Raw genomic sequence first — 19,332 nt, forward strand, 5'->3', positions numbered from 1 at the left:
GCTTTAGTGCTTGTAGGGTCGCTATTCCTGGCGCATTCTCTGATAATAAAATGAAACGCAATTTTATTTATGAGATTCGACATGGAAACCGCTCTGCCCACGCCCGTATTTGCCCGTCGAAAGGTGGCCTATGCCTGCGCCACGCTCTGCTGTCTGCTTTGGGGTAGCTCTTACCCGGCCATAAAAAGCGGCTATGAACTCTTCCAGATTGCCACCGATGATATTCCCTCAAAGGTCGTGTTCGCCGGTTACCGTTTTCTGTTTGCGGGTGTGCTGCTGCTTCTCTTTGCATTAGCACAGCGCAAGCCCATCGGCAGGTTCACGCCCGGGCAGTTTGGGCAATTGACCGTCCTGGGGCTGACGCAGACGAGCATTCAGTACACCTTCTTTTATATCGGACTGGCCTACACGACAGGCGTGAACGGCTCGATCATGAACGCCACCGGCACTTTCTTCAGCGTGCTGCTGGCGCACTTCATCTACCACAACGACAAGCTCAGCTATAACAAAACGCTTGGCTGTATTCTGGGCTTTGCCGGAGTGATGCTGGTTAACTTCCACGGCGGGTTAAGCGAATTCAGTTTCGTCTGGAAGGGAGACGGGTTTGTGGTGCTGGCAGCCTTTATCCTTTCTGCCGCCACGCTTTACGGAAAACGCATCTCCCAGACCGTCGACCCGACGGTAATGACCGGCTGGCAACTGGCTATCGGCGGCGCGGCGCTGGTGGCGGGTGGCTATCTCACGGGAGGGATGCTGGAAGTGCATAGCATGACGGCCGTCGCGGTGCTGGGGTATCTGACGTTACTCTCTTCGGTAGCGTTCGCCCTCTGGAGCGCGCTGCTGAAAGTGAACCGCGTAAGTATGATTGCCCCGTTCAACTTTGTGATCCCCGTTGCCGGGACGGTGCTGTCCGCCATTTTCCTCGGTGAAAACATTCTGGACATCAAATATGCGATTGCGCTGGTGCTGGTCTGCTCGGGGATTTGGTGGGTCAATAAGCGGGGTCACTAAGAAGGGCATTGCCGGGGGGCTGGCTCGCCTTACCCGGCCTGAACATTAACGTGCTCTGATAAAACTGCCGTCAGGCTGGCGGGTAAACAGCACCTGCTGGCCATTTCCCGTATCAATCGTGAGCCCGGTGACGACACCGCTGGCATTCTGACGTATCTGCACCAGCTGGCCGTTCTGCAAATTACTGAGCGGCTTGCCCGCGCCTTCCACCTGCGCCATGGCATACACATCGGTTGGCGGCAGATTGTGGTCGCGGAACAGCTGCGCAAGGGTTTTACCCGGCTCTACGCGATAGGAACGCCACTGCTGCTCAATGCCGGTTGGCTGCTGAGCCTGTGGCTCTGCCGGGGCCGCGGCCTGTTCCTGTGGCTGTTCATCCTGAATGGGTTCCGGTTCAACAGGCGCAACCTGTCCCGGATCGTTCGTCGGGGTGACCAGTTGCGTCTGCACAGGCTGTGTGTCCGGCTGCGGTCGCGTTTGCGACTGAATATCCAGCTGGGCATTGCGGGTCACCGTCGCGGTGTCGGCGTCATCGCCACCGGAAGGAAGCAGGAAGCCCACGATCACCATCAGCGCGCCAATGATGATCCCTCTGCGATGCAGAGGCGGCAGCGGGTCCATGATGCGAAAATTGTCCGGCGCCTGCCAGATTTTCGCCAGGGTAGGTTTCAGTTCAAATCGCCCGGGCATGGCTCTCCTCCTGCTCCGCGTCTTTTTTATCCTGTGCTCCGAAGTATAGTTTGCTAACTGCCTGAACGGCGTAGCAAACCCGACATCCGTGACATTCGTTCGGGATTAATCCTGGTTCTCTCTATTGTTTCTGTTTCGTGGCGGTTTGTCACCTTAACTTCAGACAAAGTTTTACCCATAAGGGCATGGCTGATATGCTGCCCGCTACTTTAAATGTGATGGAAGGAAAACCCATGACCACCCCGACTTTTGACACTATCGAAGCGCAGGCAAGTTACGGTATCGGCTTGCAGGTAGGACAGCAGCTGAGCGAATCCGGCCTGGAAGGTCTGTTACCCGAAGCGCTGGTGGCGGGTATCGCTGATGCGCTGGAAGGCAACAACCCGGCAGTTCCGGTTGATGTTGTGCACCGTGCGCTGCGTGAAATCCACGAACGTGCTGACGCCGTGCGTCGCGCGCGTTTCGAAGAGATGGCTGCAGAAGGCGTGAAATATCTGGAAGAGAACCGTGAGCGTGAAGGCGTGAACAGCACCGAGTCTGGCCTGCAGTTCCGCGTGATCAACCAGGGCGACGGCGCAATCCCGGCGCGTACTGACCACGTTCGCGTGCACTACACCGGTAAACTGATCGACGGTACGGTGTTCGACAGCTCTGTAGCACGTGGCGAACCGGCTGAATTCCCGGTTAACGGCGTTATCGCGGGCTGGATCGAAGCGCTGACCCTGATGCCAGTGGGTTCCAAATGGGAACTGACTATCCCGCACAACCTGGCGTACGGCGAGCGTGGCGCTGGTGCGTCCATCCCGCCATTCAGCACCCTGGTGTTTGAAGTCGAGCTGCTGGAAATTCTGTAATCAGCTTTTCTTATTTCCTCTCTCCTTCGGGGGAGAGGAATATAGTGATAAAACCTATAGTTACGACGGAATCAACATTTTATCTTGCAAACGAAACTGTTGCGTGTATTTTTGTGAGCTGTTTCGCGTTGTATGAGTGATATGACACTCACTTTAAACATATTATTAACATAATATCCAAATCATAGTATTCATCCCGCCGATTCTTACCTAATATCGATGAGTCCTTTCATGGGGACCGTTATTTTTTTGACGTATTTAAAGGCCAGAAGAGCCTTAACAACACAGACAGGCATAAACAGGAAAATATCACATGGTAGATCAGGTTAAAGTCGTCGCCGACGAAGAGGCGTCGTCTGAACAGTCGCTACGGCGCAATCTCACAAACCGTCATATTCAGCTCATTGCCATCGGGGGTGCCATCGGTACCGGGCTGTTTATGGGGTCAGGTAAAACCATCAGTCTTGCCGGGCCGTCGATCATTTTCGTTTATATGATCATCGGTTTTATGCTCTTCTTCGTGATGCGTGCAATGGGTGAATTGCTGCTCTCGAACCTCGAATACAAGTCCTTTAGCGATTTCGCTTCCGACCTGCTTGGCCCCTGGGCGGGCTACTTCACCGGCTGGACCTACTGGTTCTGCTGGGTGGTGACCGGCATGGCGGATGTGGTCGCCATCACGGCCTACGCGCAGTTCTGGTTCCCTGGGTTATCGGACTGGGTGGCCTCGCTGGCGGTGATTGTTCTGCTGCTGAGCCTTAACCTCGCCACCGTTAAAATGTTCGGTGAGATGGAGTTCTGGTTTGCGATGATCAAAATCGTGGCGATTATCGCCCTGATTGTTGTCGGCCTGGTGATGGTACTGACGCACTTCCAGTCTCCAACCGGCGTTCAGGCTTCGTTCGCGCATCTGTGGAATGACGGCGGCTGGTTCCCGAAAGGCATCAGCGGCTTCTTTGCCGGTTTCCAGATTGCGGTGTTTGCCTTTGTGGGGATTGAGCTGGTCGGTACCACGGCGGCGGAAACTAAAGATCCGGAGAAATCCCTGCCGCGCGCGATTAACTCCATCCCGATTCGTATCATTATGTTCTACGTGTTCGCGCTGATTATCATCATGTCCGTGACGCCGTGGAGCTCTGTTGTACCGACCAAGAGCCCGTTCGTTGAGCTGTTTGTACTGGTTGGATTGCCTGCGGCCGCAAGCCTGATTAACTTCGTGGTGCTGACCTCCGCGGCCTCTTCAGCCAACAGTGGGGTGTTCTCTACCAGCCGTATGCTGTTTGGTCTGGCACAGGAAGGGGTTGCGCCACGCGCGTTTGCCAAACTGTCTAAGCGTGCGGTGCCGGCGAAAGGGCTGACCTTCTCCTGTATCTGCCTGCTGGGCGGTGTGGTGATGCTCTACGTGAACCCGAGTGTGATCGGTGCGTTTACCATGATCACCACGGTCTCTGCGATCCTGTTCATGTTCGTCTGGACCATCATCCTGTGTTCTTACCTGGTGTACCGCAAACAGCGTCCACACCTGCATGAAAAATCGATCTACAAAATGCCGCTGGGCAAGCTGATGTGCTGGGTGTGCATGGCGTTCTTCGTCTTCGTGCTGGTTCTGCTGACGCTGGAAGACGATACCCGTCAGGCGTTAATCGTCACGCCGCTGTGGTTCATCGCGCTGGGGCTGGGATGGTTATTTATCGGTAAGAAACGTATGGCAGGCATGCGTTAATAAAAAAAGGCCACAGATGCTGTGGCCGAATGATAACCTCAGGAAGGCGCTCTCGGGCGCCTTTTTTTATTCACCTGCGAGGGCACGCGGGAACAGGACGTTATTCTCAAGACTGATGTGTTCCATCAGATCGTCGATCATCTCGTTAATGCCGTTGTACATCGCTTTCCACGTGGTGCACGCCTCTGGTGGCGGTGTAACGTTATGGGTAGTGTGTTTAATCACTTCCAGCAGTTCGCCTGCATCATCATGTTCGCTTTCCATGACGCTGATGGGCCCCATCGCCTGGCTGCCCATACCCTGTTTGATCATCGGGAAGAGGATTTGCTCCTCTTTCATCATGTGGCTGGAAAGCTCTTCGTGAAGCAGGGTCAGGTATTTCGCCAGACCGCGTGGTACGGAAGGTTTGTCGGCGTGAACGCGCTCCACTTTTGTCGCCTGCAGGATCAGTTCAGGCAGCTGTTCACGGTGACGGTCGTGAAAACGCACGATGATATGGTCGATGATGTCGGCAAGGGCTGCAGTGCGCCAGTCTTTCTCAATGGGCTGCTCAGCCAGTTGTGCCAGCTCCGCTTCAATGAGCCCCACATCCAGCTCTTTACGCGAGGCGGCACGTGCCAGGGTTTGCTTACCGCCACAGCAGTAATCCATATCGTATTTACGAAACAGCGCGGACGCGCGCGGGATGGAGAGCGCCAGCTCGCCAAGGGGTTGGTCGCGGAAGGCCATAGCAGTTACCTCGTCATCAATAATATAAGATGCATTTTAAATGCATCTTTAAGGCGACGCTATAACCCTTTAGAGGGAAGGGGAAAAGTGAGAACCAGATCACAAAAAAATAATGACTTTTAACTTGCTGAATGAATGCAGGAAATTACTTTAGAAAGTTTTTTAACGTGGGGAAACAGTAAACAACTCGCCGTGCCTGCCGATATATCCACGTCAGACAAACCTGCATATAAAAAAGGCAACGCATGTTTAAACGTATAAAAGTCATTACCCTTCTTATTTCGGTGCTGCTTGTGCTCGGCATCATGCAAGTCATTTCCGCCGGCATTTTTATCAACGCGCTGAATAACGACAAAGATAACTTCACCGTCTCTCAGCTCTCAAGCCAGAATGTCGCCGAGTTTACCGATGCATGGATCAGCCTCAACCAGGCCCGCGTGACCCTGAACCGCGGCATGCTGCGTCTGCAAAGCAGCATGGCGTCTCAGATTAACGGCGGCCAGTTGAATGAACTGGTGAACACGGCGAAGAACCTGCTGGCGGATGCGCAGTCCCATTACGATAAATACTACGCGTTGCCTAATACTCCAGGTCTGGACGAGAATCTGGCTAACCGTCTGGAAGAGCAGTACCGCATTTACTCCGCCACGCTGACGCAAATGAACGTTCTGCTGGGCCAGGGCAATCTGGAAGATATGTTCAAGCAGAATGCGGAGCAGAAACAGACCGCGATGCAGAACGTGTACCGTGAATGGCGTGAAGCGCAGGCCGTCCTCACGGACAGAGGGATTAAAGACAACGAAAACGATTATAAACGTATCCTGTGGATCCTCTCTGCGGTCATGCTGCTGGTGATTGCTGTGATCGTCTCCAGCTGGATTGCGATGCGCCGCGTTCTGCTGCTGCCGCTGCAGGATGTGATTGGCCATATCCGCGCCATTGCCGCAGGGGATTTGACCCAGCCGATTCAGGCAGAGGGTAAGAATGAAATGGCAATCCTGGCGCGCAACGTTCAGGAGATGCAAACCTCGCTGGCAAACACGGTGGGCGTGGTGCGTGAAGGTGCAGACACCATTTACACCGGTGCAGGGGAAATCTCTGCGGGCAGCAACGACCTCTCTTCCCGTACCGAGCAGCAGGCTGCCTCTCTGGAAGAGACGGCTGCCAGCATGGAACAACTGACCGCCACGGTAAAACAAAACGCCGATAACGCACGTCAGGCTTCCCGTCTGGCGCTCGACGCCTCCTCAACCGCGAAGAAGGGCGGTAACGTGGTGGAAGGTGTGGTGCGCACCATGGACGACATTGCGACCAGTTCCAGCAAAATTGCGCAAATTACCAACGTAATCGACGGCATTGCTTTCCAGACCAACATCCTGGCGCTGAACGCGGCGGTGGAAGCCGCGCGTGCAGGCGAGCAGGGCCGTGGCTTTGCGGTGGTCGCAGGTGAGGTGCGTACCCTTGCCCAGCGTAGCGCTCAGGCGGCAAAAGAGATTAAAGCGCTGATCGACGATTCCGGCGAGCGCGTGAATGCCGGCTCACAGCTGGTAAACGAAGCCGGGGCGACGATGGCAGAGATCGTGAATGCGGTCACCCGCGTGACCGACATCATGGGCGAGATTGCCTCTGCCTCTGACGAGCAGAGCCGCGGTATCGATCAGGTAGGTCAGGCGGTGGCCGAGATGGATCGCGTGACCCAGCAGAACGCCTCGCTGGTAGAGGAGTCTGCGGCAGCGGCGGCCGCGCTGGAAGATCAGGCGGCACGCCTGAACGAAGCGGTGGCGGTGTTTAAAATTACCCGCAACCCGGTGGTCAACGCCGCGCCGGTGAAAAGCTACACTCCAGCGGCTAAACCTGTCGCGGCGACGTCTGAAGCGAACTGGGAAACGTTTTAACTCTCTGAAGCCGGAACGACCATCGGTTTTTCCGGCTTTGCTCTCACCGCCATCACGACCCCAACGACCAGCAATATAATCCCGCAGGCAGTTAACAGCGGCGGTACGCTCTGGCGCATCAGGAAGGTGTAAAGCAGCCCGGCCAGCGTTTCGAATACAATCAACGGCCCTAAAATTACCGTCGGCAGCTTCTGGCTGGCGATATTCCAGCACAGCGCGCCCACCCATGAGCAGAGCACCGCAATCGCCAGCATCAGCCCGACGAAGACCCACGGTCTCGGTCCGAACGGTTGAGCGAAATCCGGTTGCTGGTGGCCTAACCAGAGACAGGCCCCCACATAGCCCATAAGCGAAACCGGGAGCGTGACCAACGCCTGAGCCGTCGCCCACATCATCGGGTGTTTATCCGGGTTTTCCCGCAGCCAGCGCGCATTGCGCAGGGCATACCACGCCCAGCACACCACGGAAACGAATGCCAGCAGGATGCCAGAACCGTAACGCAACAGTGAGAAGTTCTCCAGCCCATGCTGCAGCTCGGCAATGTTGACGCAGACCAGCCCCACGGCGGTACACACCAACGCTGGTACCATTTTTGACCACGCCAGCTTCCCGTCGCGGTGGCTGTAAAGCAGGTTAGCGAAGACCGGGATCACCACGGGCAGCGTGCCGATAATCATGGTAGATACCGGTGCCCCGGTTCGCTGAATGGCGCTCGCCAGGCAAACATAATAGATAAGGTTGCCCATCATGGTCAGCGCCAGCGCGGTGAACCAGTCCTGTCTGCCGAGTTGACGCAAACGTGCACGACCGAGCCACGCCAGCGGGAGAGCAATCAGCCCCAGTGCCAGATAACGTCCGGTCGACTGCAGTATTGCCGGGTACTCCGGCACGATCAGCGGGCCGACAAAAATCAGTCCCCACATCAGACCCGCAAGCAGGGCATACAACACACCACTAATCATTTTTCCATCCACATTGGTTTATTCTGCGTTCAGTGTAGGAGGGGGAAGGGCGCGCGTATTGTATGAGGTTGCGCATCAGCGCTTAACGACCTGTTTCTGGTAGCGCACGGGGGTAATGCCATAGCGGCGGGTAAAGGCGCGAGTCAAATGGGACTGATCGGTCAGCCCGGTCGCGGCGGCGACTTCGGCGGCGGGCATGCCGTGCGTGAGAAACGCTTTGGCGCGCCACAGGCGGATAGCCATCAGCATCTGATGCGGAGTGACATGGAAATGTGCCTTGAACTGGCGCTGAAAATGGTAGGGGCTGAGTGAGACCACGTTGGCCAGCTCGTCCAGCGTCAGGGCGTGCATGTAGTTGTCGTGCATATACTCACGTACCCGTTCGAACCGGTGTGCACCTTCCCGGGTAACCGGCGCGTGGCGGGCTAACGGCTGGAAGGTCTCGATCAGATCCAGCAGCAGGCCTTTTTGCGCCAGCGGGTCGTCCGTATGCCACAGGCCATAGATAAGCCTGCCGATTTGCTGTGAGCGCAGCGGGTCATGGCGGGTTACGTCGCTAAACCACCAGTGGCGAAGGCCGGTTACCTCTTCCAGCAGATCGGGTTCAATGTAAACCATCCGGTAGCGCCAGCCGCCATCCGTCGCCGATTCCCCGGTGTGGATCTCGTCCGGGTTCATGGTCACGACGGATTTTTCCGCCGCGAGATGCTGGGTACCGCGATAGCGAAAGCGTTCGGCACCGGTTTCAATGGTGCCGATGCCGAAGGCTTCATGCGTATGAGGCTCAAAGGCGTAGTCAGAAATATGCGCGTGATAAAGCTCCAGGCCCGGCAAATGCGCCAGATGGCGAAAGCGCGCGCTGTCTCTCTCATCAATGAACTGTTCCGGTACGCCCTGCACGGTGAACCTCCTCATGAGTCATCTCTCCATTATCAGAGATGACCCGAGGGGATGCTACAAAAAATAACCATTTTGCAACATTTACAGGATGGCTTTAATGCTCTCTGAAAGCGGTGTGGTTGGACGCCCGATCAGTTTGCTCAGCGTATGGCTGTCGTCAAACAGGCCGCCTTTAGACGCGCCCACATCGGAGTCCGCCAGCATATCCGCCAGCCCGGCAGGCAGGCCAACGCCCTTCAGCGCCGCGGAAAAATCCGCCTCGCTCATGTTCTGATACGTCACGTTTTTGCCGCTCTGTTTGCTGAGTTCGGCCGCCAGTTCGCTCAGCGTCCAGGCGTGGTCGCCGGCCAGCTCGTATACGTTGCCTGCATGGCCGTCCCCGGAGATGACTCTTGCCGCGGCAGCCGCGTAATCCGTACGGGTGGCAGAGGCGATTTTGCCTTCACCGGCCGCGCCAATAAATACGCCGTGCTCCAGCGCGGGCGGTGCGCTCGCCAGATAGTTTTCGGTGTACCAGCCGTTACGCAGCAGGGCGTAAGGGATGCCGGACTCCGCCAGCGCCTTCTCCGTCGCGACGTGTTCAGCGTGCAGACCCAGCGGCGATTTATCCGCATGCAGCAGGCTGGTATAGGCGATGAATTTCACGCCCGCGGCTTTGGCAGCATTAATGACGTTCTGATGTTGGGTGGCGCGCTGACCCACTTCGCTGGAGGAGATCAGCAGCAGCTTATCTACGCCCTTAAGCGCGGAGGTCAATGTGCTTTCGTCAGCGTAATCCCCCTGACGAACGGTAATTCCCTGCTGGCTCAGGGCTTCAGCTTTTGCCGGATTGCGGACAATCGCCACAATCTGGTTTGCCGGTACGGTGTTTAACAGCTGTTCGATAACGAGCTGGCCAAGCTGGCCGGTTGCGCCGGTAATTGCGATCATGATGAATCCACTGTGGAGTGACAATAAAGTTGTACCCTTAAATAATAAAATGACAATAAAGTTGTACTGTTAAGCTGAGATAGTTCTTCTTTTTCATCAACTCAGCATTACGATTTATCAAAACTCCCGGTTACTTAATCATCACATTCTGCATGGAATCAATCCAAATTCTGGTGACTACAAGGGGTGATATACTTTTGCCAGCTTGTCGCGAGCATAGCGATCCTTCTTGCTCATTCTCTGTTGGATATGCATCGTCACCATTTTTCCCGCCTGGCCGTAGAACTTTCATTCTTGTTTTTCACTTCAGTTGTTGGGGCTGAGGATTGTATTGAAGATAAGACAACGCCAACCCCTAAGACCGTAAAAACTCTAAACAAGCGCTCAAAACTGGCGCTTGCAGGATTGGATTCAAGTCGGGCATAGGCCTGCTGTGTTACTCCTAATCGCTGAGAAATCTCTTTTTGTGTTAGCCCATTTTCTTTGCGAAAACCAATCAAGATTGGACGTAACTGATTAAGGTGTTTTATCGGGTAAGTCGTATTCATATGAGATAACCGCTGCGTTTGAGTCTGATACTTGCACCTCTAGACACCTTTAACAACCTATAGGGTGTTAAAACAAGAATACAACCTAAACGTTGTCAAATGAGCATAAGGCCTGATCATGGGTTTTAATCAAAAACTCCACTTCGGGTAAAGACAGTGGCATTAACTACATGTCTGTGAAATCTCTCAGCGAACGTTCTGGGAGTCAACTACCAGATTAACTTTCGAATGAAATACAAAATGTGAGGCGCGCAGTATAATTTTCCTGTCTCAGGCATTAGTTCATCTACATCAGACCATTGGCACGGATGAGTATCCTTGAACGAGAGTGTTTCATTACGTTCAAAACAAGATCATTGCATATGAAGAGGCTATCAGACTAAATGTGGATACGTTTACCGTCTTTGCTACAAACCTGCTGGTGGTGGGAGTGCCGGTATCCTTCTGCGTTACGACGACCGGATTGTAAAATTTATGCAGATTTTCTGTATGGTCAGGGTGTGAGCGGATGTGTGGAGACGACCTTCCAAAGTCATTTACGTAGATTCAATATCTGAGCTAGCTGTATTTTCATATTTTCAAGGCCATAAACGACATGTGGTGCCTGCCATAACTGTCTGTGGGTAGCCTTCGTTAGTCACTCGCCTGTATATCACTTCTTATCTTTCCTATAGTGAACATCGCTCACCCGATAATAAACAGCCATATAGCCACGCCGATAAATTATTGCATGTCAGTTTCGTGGAAAGCCGGTTTTTAAGTCATTAAGCAGTTGCCGGAAGTTTATTACGGTCACGGAATAAGCAAAGCATTATTAGCCGCCGCTTGTCGGGTATCCGCAGCGTCCGCTTGCATACTTCTGAGGGAGAGCTTGATCCCAAAACAGGAGAAAGTACAACCGTTGATGCCGTCCTGACGACAACACACATGCTGTTCAGGAAAACAGCACTCTATTAATAGTGATACGCACACCGATATCATGGACAGCCTGTTTTCGGAGCCGGTGGTAGTGTGGTCGCTTTAGAATCAGACTGTTCACGGGATCGTTCAGCGGTCAGCAGATAATCCGAAACAAATTGCTGCCATGGCTGAGGCCGTCCGTAATAAAATCCCTGCAGCAAATGAACACCTTTTTTACGCAGAAGACGCGCCTGCTCCTCCGTTTCAACACCTTCAGCAACAAGCTGGAGGCTGAGGCGCTGGCTCAAATCCACAATGTTGTCGATCACATTTTCCGAAGGCGCATGTTGAACCATTTTGGAAATGAAAGATCGATCAATCTTGAGCGTGTCAACCCGGAACGCCTGCAGATAACTCAGGCTGGAATGTCCGGTTCCAAAATCATCAATGGCTATAATGACACCTGCCATCTGTAAATCAGCAATCTGAGCCAGGGTCGGGGTATTCAACTGCAGGGGTTCTCTCTCCGTTAATTCCAGAACCAGCGTAATGGCACGATGGGACAATGACTGAAGGAATGACCGGCAATGGGCTGAAAATGCAGGGTCTGTAATATGCTGAGGGCTAATGTTGATCCCGATATGAAAGCCTTCTGGCAATAACATTCCAGCCGACCGAAGTGTCTTCGCCACATCCTGCATCAGACCCGCCGTAACAGGAACAATCATTCCTGAGGACTCGGCCTGGGGGATAAAGCAGTCGGGGAAAATGATACCGTCCCGGGGGTGATGCCAGCGAATCAGTACCTCAGCACCGATGCATCGTTCAGTATCAGATTCAAAAATCGGTTGAAAATAAGGGATGAACTCATGCCTTTCCAGTGCTCTTTTTATCTCATCCCGTAAAGAATGCGGGCGAGTCGATAACCACTTCGTCAGAAACGCTACACCGCATGACAAGAGAAAAAGACAAATCAGCATTCTTATGTTCAGACGCAAGAATTCATGCCAGAATTTTTCTGTGGGATAGCTGCTCTGGACGGAAACCGGGTAGTGCCCGGAGGGCAATATCAGGGAGAAACGTTCAGAACGAGGAACGAAATGAGTCAATAATTTGCCTTGTCTGCTGAGAGCGGTCCCACCGACAATCAACAGAAGGTCAATATCTTTATCCTGTAAGGTCATCGCCCGAACCAAATATTGTGCATCAACACCGACAAGTGCAATTATCGTATTCCCGTTTTGGCGCAACACCAGAAGCGGGCGATGGGTATTGAGAGTGTTGCCCTCCATAAGCAATAACCGCTGTGAGACATACTCAGAGGATATATCGGGGAAATTCACGTCGCCATAAAGAGTAGAACAGTAAATAGTTCCGTTACGCACCAGGCTTACCGAACGAACATAGAGTCCCAGAGCTACGAACTGGCGAAGCGTGTTGACGTTACTGGCACAATGCAGCGGCTTGATCTGCAGGGACTGGAGTGCAACCGTACTGGCAGAGTGCAGGATTTCTTCCAGTGTTCCCATAGCCTGCTTTGTGGTCGACAGGATTCTGTTATTAAGGGATAAGACGAAATCGTAGTACATCGTTCCTACGCCAGCAAAGAAAATACCGGCACCAATAAGGATGGAAAAGAAATACTGGCGTCCTGTTCTGAAAGACATAGATACCCTGAATAGCCTGTGGCAGGCAATGACATGATTTATCTTTACTGCGGGTCAGTATAGCAGGGCATCCTGTGCGAATCCTGCTCTGCTAATGACGGCTCCGTTTCAGCAGTACAGACAGTTATTTTGCGTTAATCCAGGACTGGGAGGCTGCTGGGGAGTCCACCATGACGTAGTCAGCTCCCAGACGCACAGCTTCCTCATAGTCCTCGCGGGTATTTATTCCTATAAGCATGACCTTTGCGTCACCTTCCTGTCTGATACAGTCCATCGCTTCCTGGTCCCAGACCAGTTGTGAGTGTGAACGCCCTTCACCAAGCGTGAACTTTTCGATGACTTCAACATTTCGGCGAAGCTCAAATGCGTGCAAAACAGGCTGAGGTTGTAAACGACGTTCTTCGCTCTCGATCTGGCAGGTATGTGTCATTGTCACCAGGGCCAGCGCCCCACGGGTAGTATCCCGGCTGTTGAATCGGGCAAGCTCAGGTGAGAGTGCCTCGAGAAACTTTTTTTCGGTTGAATAAAATACCACGCGTTTCTGGTCGTTTGCGTCAAGGATGACCTGTTTCAGTGCCGTGGCCATATCCCGGGGATCTGCATCCGGTGATTTAATATCAATAAAAAATGTTTGTCCCGGGAAGAGACGCAATGCTTGAGAGAGCGTCGGAATGGTTAGCCCCTTATTGCGATAAGGAAAATCGCCCTTTGGACCAGCAAACTGATATCCGGCATCCAGGCGGGTCAATTCCTTGTGCGTGTATTGTGAAATGCGCCCTTTACCATCGGTCAACGCCTGCAAATCTGACGGTCGGTACAATACAGGGATCATGTCTTTAGAGAGCTGGACTGAGATCCAGATAGTATTGGTGACATTTGTAGCCAGGGATATTGCGGTCAGCGTATTTTCAGGGGCATCAGCGGTACCGGCGCGATGGGCAACAATTTCCGGAGCCGCTTTCGCTGCCGGAAGCTGTAATAAGAATATTGTCAACCCGAAAATCAAGCTTTTTGTTTTTACATTCATTAATTGTCATCCATAATAGTTGACCCCTTCCCGCGGGGTGATCTGGGTTTATGCACGTATGACAGGTAGTCATGTGCTATGACAGCGCATTAACGTTCGTTTTCGTCTTACCCCCCCTGTAAAATAATTTTAAGGTAACGTCGGTTAGTATGTCTGTTAGTGAGTGAGTTGAAACTACTTACCTTTAATTTTCTCAAGGCCGTATTTTTATAGCCACTCACCGTGTTGGTACTTAGCATCAGAGTTTCAGCGATAACATTGACTGTGTCACCATGAAGTAAATGACCCAGCACCTGCTTTTCCCGCTGTAACAATCCTGGCGAGTATGGCACAGCCCCATATTTCCCTTTAGCGAGGCAGTCCTCGATTTCAGTTAATGACGCATCAGCGGGCAGGATTTCCAGATTGATATCTCCAAGATCTATCAGTGCCTGCAGCAGTAGCGAACCGGGGCCATCCAGAAATACCGATACCCTGACATCAGAGGAACGTCTGAGGAAAACCGAACGAATGAAGTTCCATAAAGAGGGTATCGACTGGTAACCACCCGGTGGGCTGATGATCACCCACTGCACGTGGCTGTAATCCTGGTGTACGTAAAAATCTTTCGCCTGTTCAATGCAGGAAAGCGAAAACTGTAAATTCAGCAATTCCACTAATCCTGCCCTGGTATAGTGACAGGGCGAGACGATAAGAATATTAATTGGCAAAAGGTTATTAGCGGCACCAGATTCGATCATATTCAGGATTCTTTTTGCAGGAGAACTGATGGAGTGCTTTCCACAACAGCTTCCGTATTAAATAATATGTGCTTCAACAGCGTAACCAGCTATCGCACCATGAATGACACTAGTGCAAAGAGTAGCATGTCAGGTTTCATCAATCAGATAACGATGCTTGACCTGTCACCTCCATATACAATCATTATTAACGGTTGAGAATCAAATTAAAATGTCTTAAATTTTGATTTTTTCATACGAAACAGTGTGTTAACTTCATTTTTAACGGATGTGCTCTTTTTAGCACAGTACTTCTATAGTGCACCTCCGCCAGATTAAAACTATTAAAGATATCTCCGGATTACAATTTTTCACATAAGACATGCCGGCGATGGCAAAAATTCCGTCTGCAGTGAAATAGGTTGAATGAGCCTGTTATCCATAACGAACATATATTCCTTATTCTGACAAAAATCAGGAGTATCTGCAAAGCACTTCTGTTTATGTCTGGTTATTCCCTGATTCCGGTATTAATTTTATAATAGCCGGTGTGTTATCAAAACGGAACAGAACATGGGTGCCTTGTTCGGAGCTGAATACCTCAACGGCATTGACAACCCCACTTTTTTTATGAATTAGCTCTTTTATGATGGCACGGTTTGCTGCAGGTATTGAACAATAGTAAAGAACACAGGACAAAATTACAGGTACGATTATCATAACTTTCAGGAACCCCGGCTTCAGAAAAGAGGTAAAGAAAGCAGCAGGTCCAGCCTGCGAAGGGGTTAAGGATTGTGATCTCACATCACTGGTAGTCTGTACTGAATGCGGTTCATCTGGAATAAACCGGTAACCCTGCCGTAAAACGGTATGTATGGCCGCATCCAGACCGCAAAATCTCAGCGTACGCCGTAGCTTGCTAACCAGCTGTAATATATTGGTATCTGTCACACTATGATGTCGTTCAGGCCAGACCCGAGGAATGATTTCCTCGCGGGTAACGACATCTTCGGTAACTGATTTTTCAACCAGCAGTACAAGCAGCCTCTTCTCCTTCTCAGTGATGCTGTATGGTGTGGCGTTACAAAAAAGTATATTTGCCTCAGTATTTAATTGAATGTCACTGGTGATATCTAACATTTTACTAGGAATTTCCTTAGTGTGCTGAAATAGATATTTTTCATCATAAACTAAGTCTGATAATAACCACAGCGATATTAACAATGATTCATGAAATGTAAGGTGACGTGGCGAGGTGTTTTAGCGCGAATAAAATTAACTCCATGTGATATAGGGTTTGTGAGGGTAATAACAATGAAGGTTAGCTCGCTAAAGCTAACCGCTGAGCCATCACCACAAAAGTCCTCCGTGTTGTCTGTAGTAAATATTATGATTCACAAGGTGACGTTGAAAGAAGGGTAGGTGAAGTGAGTCGTACCTGTTGAATTTTTCTCAAACCTTTAACGTCAGGAGGTCATTACACCAGATAGTGTCGACCACACCACTATTACGCCATCGTGTTTGTGTAGTAAGCATTACGTTTTTTTTCATAAATGCAGATCTGATTGACAACGTTCTATTGTCAAAACTTTACAGACCTGACGCCAGAAGCCTGAAATCAGGATTACTCTCCATGCCAATGGAGAGCAATCCTGATTATCACCTGTCAAGGGATAGCATAAGCTGGGTACATCAGAAATTATCATGTATTTGTTCTGTTCAGCTAGTCATGGAAGAATTATCAAGAAAGACAGGGCATATTTGACATGCAAAATTGCTATCCCGGTACTCAACGGCATCACGAAATAATGGATATAATCGGAATAAACTTATGCATACTACATATCTGATCGGTACTTTACTGGAAATTAATCATCAATCGAGAACGCTGATTCACCGTGGCAACAAAACTGAGGTTGCCTTACCGACTTCTGGTTGCTTTTGTTTGCAGGCTTTAGCTGAACGTACTGGTGACACTCTGTCTCTTACAGAACTCATGGATATTGGCTGGAGGCATTCCGGCGTTGAAGTCACAGAAAACAGCGTACGAGTTATGATTAACAAGATTCGTAAAGCGATCTCTTCGCTCGGTACGCAGCACGATATCATCCTGTTAACCGTACCTCGTAGTGGTTATCGTTTACTGGTAAGTAATAAGGAACAATCTGGATTATTACCGGCAACAGAAAAAAATACCGATGAACTTACGACATCAATGGCATCACTCGTCGACAGGGACAGGTGTAAGCGGTCTGTCCTCTCCTCAGATATGCTCTTGAGCCACATTAAGAATATATCCGGCCGTATGGTTATATTAGGTTGCAGTTTGCTGGTTATGATAGCTATTGCCTGTACAAACTGGAGTATAATTTCCAGTCATAATAATGAAAATGATAAGCGAAATGGTGAATGGTATTTTTCAGTAAAAGAAACTGATACCAAAACATCTCATTTTTTTAAGATTACAGAGCATTCTCCCTCCCCAGCTGCCACGCTAATTAGATGGACAAGCAACAATTCATTGTTCGTAAAGTTAAAGCATAACGTCATAAACATGATTCTGGCTTATACCTTGAATGTTGTTCAAATAATTTGTGCCACAGATTCAAAACCTGTGTGTATCAGTGAAAGGATTTATAATGCATACTGAAGTCTCAAAGATTTAATTCCGGATGTCTCACTAGTCAACTAATTAATCTTTGTGATGATATTTATGTGCCATAATTTTTTGCATGTCGTTGGCGTTTTTTTGGGGCCGTTAGAAACGTTTGTGTTTAATATGCTGACTTGTATATACATTTTCTACTGTTAATTTGATGATGCATATGACATGCGGTCAATATGATTTGATTAGTAACTGAAATTATGGGCATACCTCACGAAAATTAATATAAATGTTCCATGGAGAATATCATGTCAACTTTAAAGCAATCTGAATCGCGACGGGATTTTATTAAAATGGCAACTGTAACTATAGCTGCCAGCGCGATGGGAGTCGCAGCAAGTGACCGTGCGATAGCTACGACAGCCAGCCCCATGAATTATGGAAACGAGATGAGTAAAAAATCGCCTTTCGACCACCATTTTGATTTTGTCATCCTTGGCGGCGGATCGGCTGGGGCCGTCATGGCAGCACGGCTTAGTGAAGATGGAACCCGAAATGTTTTACTTGTGGAAGCCGGACAGGCTTTTGATCCTGAAGCGTACCCCGAGCTGCTCTACAGCAGTAATATTATTGCGGCGAAGGGAGACCCCCGTTATGAATGGGGGTACCATGCAGTTCCGGTGAAGCAAAGTGAACCCGTTTTTGCCCCGCGGGGTAAAGTTATCGGAGGAAGCTCTGCGATTAACGGCGCTGTCGCCTGTCGCGCCCTCCCCTATGATTTTGAAAAATATGCAGCAAAGGGCATAAACGGCTGGTCTTTCGAAGAAGTTCTTCCATATTTCAGAAAAATGGAGACTTATCATGGTGGGGACGATAAATGGCATGGACGTGAAGGGCCGTTTCCGATCCATCAGATGACAATGGATTATATCACTCCGGTGCAGAAAGCCATGGTCGAGGCAGCATGGAAATTAGGTTATAACAAAGTTTTTGATTTTAACGATCCTGAACATAACAACGGGGCAGGCCCTAATCCGATGAACATCATCAACGGAGTCAGGGTGAATACAGGAATGGCCTATCTGACAAAATCAGTTCGTGAACGCCCTAATCTGACGATTCTTACCGGGCAACTGGTTGACCGGCTTTTGTTTGATAATAGAAAGCGCGTTAACTCGGTATTGTTGTCAGATGGTCAACAGGTACGCGGAAATGAAGTCATCCTTAGTGCCGGAGCCTATGGATCCGCGGCGATCCTGCTTCGTTCCGGCATCGGCCCCGAACAGGATCTGAATGCGCTGAATATCCCGGTGATAAAGAATGCGCCTGTAGGGACTCGCTTGCTGGATCATGCTTTCTACTGGATGAATTTCTCAGGCCACCCTGACCTGAAAGATGCTGAACATCCGGTTGTTGGTTCACAGCTCTGGACAAATTCAACTTATTCTGGCTCTGAAGGTGCGCTTGATATCGCTATTTCTCCCTCTCATCTGCTTGATCCGGATATCAGTAACACGGGCGTAGCGTTCTCACTCGGGCTGGAGCTAATGGAGATCAGCTCGGTAGGCCATATCAAATTACACAGCAGGGATCCAAAAGATGCTCCGATAATCAGTCTGAATCATCTGACCTCTGAAGATGATATGCAGCGTATGGTAGAATGCTTCCGTATTGCCAGAAAACTTGCCCGGACAGAGCCCCTTAAGAGCCTCATTGTTGAGGAGATATATCCCGGCCCAGCCGTCGGCGACTCTGATGTCGAAATCAGGGAGGCTCTTGCAAAAGGGGTAAGTACGCTACAACATCCTTGCTCTACAGCGCCAATGGGAGTGCCTGGCGATCCGTATGCCGTGGTCAACGAAAACGGTATTGTTTATGGTATTGAAGGGGTTCGGGTTGTTGATGCATCCATTTTTCCGGAGATCCCGTTGATTAACCTGAATCCGAACGTAATCATGATGGCGGAAAAAATAGCAGCGCAAATCCGTGGTACTGATAAGTAAAGTTGGGCTGGATACAAAACCGTCACTATCAACTCGATGAACAGAAATAGTGACGGTTCACTTCGACTTAATGAGATAGCTTAAATCGGCTGAATACCCCGATTTTCCCCGAGTAAACGGGCCTGGTGATGCAGTTCATACCACTGACCGTTACCTCTCCGGCATACAC

16 protein-coding genes are annotated in these 19,332 nt (G+C 50.5%); 6 read left to right on the forward strand and 10 right to left on the reverse strand.

What is annotated here, in order from left to right; genetic code table 11:
- Positions 1–81: 81 nt before the first annotated feature.
- On the forward strand, positions 82–1,011 hold the full coding sequence (locus L462_RS02635; RefSeq protein WP_032679426.1) for a DMT family transporter: 930 nt from the start codon (positions 82–84) through the stop codon (positions 1,009–1,011).
- Between the two features lie 45 nt (positions 1,012–1,056).
- Here the strand turns inward: L462_RS02635 and L462_RS02630 are convergent, their stop codons facing one another.
- Positions 1,057–1,701 (reverse strand): OapA family protein, encoded by a 645-nt coding sequence (locus L462_RS02630; RefSeq protein ID WP_032679427.1) that lies wholly within the window; start codon positions 1,699–1,701, stop codon positions 1,057–1,059.
- 233 nt (positions 1,702–1,934) lie between these two features.
- On the opposite strand from L462_RS02630, the gene fklB reads away from it, so the two are divergent.
- Positions 1,935–2,555: an FKBP-type peptidyl-prolyl cis-trans isomerase gene (gene fklB, locus L462_RS02625; protein WP_025205816.1), complete on the forward strand. Its 621-nt coding sequence runs from the start codon at positions 1,935–1,937 to the stop codon at positions 2,553–2,555.
- 313 nt (positions 2,556–2,868) lie between these two features.
- The gene (gene cycA, locus L462_RS02620) at positions 2,869–4,278 is read left to right on the forward strand and encodes a D-serine/D-alanine/glycine transporter (RefSeq protein ID WP_014168338.1); all 1,410 of its coding nucleotides are present in this window, start codon (positions 2,869–2,871) and stop codon (positions 4,276–4,278) included.
- A gap of 66 nt (positions 4,279–4,344) precedes the next feature.
- Here cycA and ytfE read toward each other — a convergent pair whose 3' ends face one another.
- Positions 4,345–5,007, reverse strand: coding sequence for an iron-sulfur cluster repair protein YtfE (gene ytfE, locus L462_RS02615; RefSeq protein WP_014168339.1), 663 nt, complete (start codon positions 5,005–5,007; stop codon positions 4,345–4,347).
- A gap of 245 nt (positions 5,008–5,252) precedes the next feature.
- On the opposite strand from ytfE, the gene L462_RS02610 reads away from it, so the two are divergent.
- The gene (locus L462_RS02610) at positions 5,253–6,902 is read left to right on the forward strand and encodes a methyl-accepting chemotaxis protein (protein ID WP_014168340.1); all 1,650 of its coding nucleotides are present in this window, start codon (positions 5,253–5,255) and stop codon (positions 6,900–6,902) included.
- Here L462_RS02610 and L462_RS02605 read toward each other — a convergent pair.
- The 8 genes from L462_RS02605 to L462_RS0123820 form a co-directional block, all read right to left on the reverse strand.
- A complete protein-coding gene (locus L462_RS02605; protein ID WP_032679428.1) occupies positions 6,899–7,864 on the reverse strand; it encodes a DMT family transporter in 966 nt (321 codons plus the stop codon). The genes L462_RS02610 and L462_RS02605 overlap by 4 nt on opposite strands.
- 75 nt (positions 7,865–7,939) lie before the next feature.
- Positions 7,940–8,764, reverse strand: a complete 825-nt coding sequence (locus L462_RS02600) for an AraC family transcriptional regulator (protein WP_025205813.1) — start codon at positions 8,762–8,764, stop codon at positions 7,940–7,942.
- Positions 8,765–8,845: 81 nt separating this feature from the next.
- A complete protein-coding gene (locus L462_RS02595; RefSeq protein WP_032679429.1) occupies positions 8,846–9,694 on the reverse strand; it encodes an SDR family oxidoreductase in 849 nt (282 codons plus the stop codon).
- Positions 9,695–9,951: 257 nt separating this feature from the next.
- The gene (locus L462_RS24720) at positions 9,952–10,242 is read right to left on the reverse strand and encodes a helix-turn-helix domain-containing protein (protein ID WP_072031464.1); all 291 of its coding nucleotides are present in this window, start codon (positions 10,240–10,242) and stop codon (positions 9,952–9,954) included.
- 977 nt (positions 10,243–11,219) lie between these two features.
- A complete protein-coding gene (locus L462_RS02590) occupies positions 11,220–12,809 on the reverse strand; it encodes an EAL domain-containing protein (RefSeq protein ID WP_050595765.1) in 1,590 nt (529 codons plus the stop codon).
- A gap of 124 nt (positions 12,810–12,933) precedes the next feature.
- Positions 12,934–13,836 (reverse strand): glycerophosphodiester phosphodiesterase family protein, encoded by a 903-nt coding sequence (locus tag L462_RS02585; protein WP_082209496.1) that lies wholly within the window; start codon positions 13,834–13,836, stop codon positions 12,934–12,936.
- Positions 13,837–13,943: 107 nt separating this feature from the next.
- Positions 13,944–14,576 (reverse strand): helix-turn-helix transcriptional regulator, encoded by a 633-nt coding sequence (locus L462_RS02580; protein WP_032679430.1) that lies wholly within the window; start codon positions 14,574–14,576, stop codon positions 13,944–13,946.
- Between the two features lie 480 nt (positions 14,577–15,056).
- Positions 15,057–15,695 carry a winged helix-turn-helix domain-containing protein gene (locus tag L462_RS0123820; RefSeq protein ID WP_050595766.1) on the reverse strand — a complete coding sequence of 213 codons (639 nt, stop codon included), beginning with the start codon at positions 15,693–15,695 and terminating at the stop codon, positions 15,057–15,059.
- A gap of 691 nt (positions 15,696–16,386) precedes the next feature.
- Here L462_RS0123820 and L462_RS24725 point away from each other — a divergent pair.
- A complete protein-coding gene (locus L462_RS24725; RefSeq protein ID WP_072031465.1) occupies positions 16,387–17,205 on the forward strand; it encodes a winged helix-turn-helix domain-containing protein in 819 nt (272 codons plus the stop codon).
- 263 nt (positions 17,206–17,468) lie between these two features.
- Positions 17,469–19,163 (forward strand): GMC family oxidoreductase N-terminal domain-containing protein, encoded by a 1,695-nt coding sequence (locus tag L462_RS02575; protein ID WP_181006735.1) that lies wholly within the window; start codon positions 17,469–17,471, stop codon positions 19,161–19,163.
- Positions 19,164–19,332: the final 169 nt, after the last annotated feature.

It is taken from the genome of Enterobacter sp. BIDMC 26 (genome assembly GCF_000534435.1).
GTDB lineage: Bacteria > Pseudomonadota > Gammaproteobacteria > Enterobacterales > Enterobacteriaceae > Enterobacter > Enterobacter ludwigii.

What these genes read in the sequence shown, in the direction of transcription:
- L462_RS02635 (WP_032679426.1), top strand. Translation starts at nt 82, where the DNA reads ATGGAAACCGCTCTGCCCACGCCCGTATTTGCCCGTCGAAAGGTGGCC.
- L462_RS02630 (WP_032679427.1), bottom strand. Translation starts at nt 1,701, where the DNA reads ATGCCCGGGCGATTTGAACTGAAACCTACCCTGGCGAAAATCTGGCAG.
- fklB (WP_025205816.1), top strand. Translation starts at nt 1,935, where the DNA reads ATGACCACCCCGACTTTTGACACTATCGAAGCGCAGGCAAGTTACGGT.
- cycA (WP_014168338.1), top strand. Translation starts at nt 2,869, where the DNA reads ATGGTAGATCAGGTTAAAGTCGTCGCCGACGAAGAGGCGTCGTCTGAA.
- ytfE (WP_014168339.1), bottom strand. Translation starts at nt 5,007, where the DNA reads ATGGCCTTCCGCGACCAACCCCTTGGCGAGCTGGCGCTCTCCATCCCG.
- L462_RS02610 (WP_014168340.1), top strand. Translation starts at nt 5,253, where the DNA reads ATGTTTAAACGTATAAAAGTCATTACCCTTCTTATTTCGGTGCTGCTT.
- L462_RS02605 (WP_032679428.1), bottom strand. Translation starts at nt 7,864, where the DNA reads ATGATTAGTGGTGTGTTGTATGCCCTGCTTGCGGGTCTGATGTGGGGA.
- L462_RS02595 (WP_032679429.1), bottom strand. Translation starts at nt 9,694, where the DNA reads ATGATCGCAATTACCGGCGCAACCGGCCAGCTTGGCCAGCTCGTTATC.
- L462_RS24720 (WP_072031464.1), bottom strand. Translation starts at nt 10,242, where the DNA reads ATGAATACGACTTACCCGATAAAACACCTTAATCAGTTACGTCCAATC.
- L462_RS02590 (WP_050595765.1), bottom strand. Translation starts at nt 12,809, where the DNA reads ATGTCTTTCAGAACAGGACGCCAGTATTTCTTTTCCATCCTTATTGGT.
- L462_RS02585 (WP_082209496.1), bottom strand. Translation starts at nt 13,836, where the DNA reads ATGAATGTAAAAACAAAAAGCTTGATTTTCGGGTTGACAATATTCTTA.
- L462_RS02580 (WP_032679430.1), bottom strand. Translation starts at nt 14,576, where the DNA reads ATGATCGAATCTGGTGCCGCTAATAACCTTTTGCCAATTAATATTCTT.
- L462_RS0123820 (WP_050595766.1), bottom strand. Translation starts at nt 15,695, where the DNA reads ATGTTAGATATCACCAGTGACATTCAATTAAATACTGAGGCAAATATA.
- L462_RS24725 (WP_072031465.1), top strand. Translation starts at nt 16,387, where the DNA reads ATGCATACTACATATCTGATCGGTACTTTACTGGAAATTAATCATCAA.
- L462_RS02575 (WP_181006735.1), top strand. Translation starts at nt 17,469, where the DNA reads ATGTCAACTTTAAAGCAATCTGAATCGCGACGGGATTTTATTAAAATG.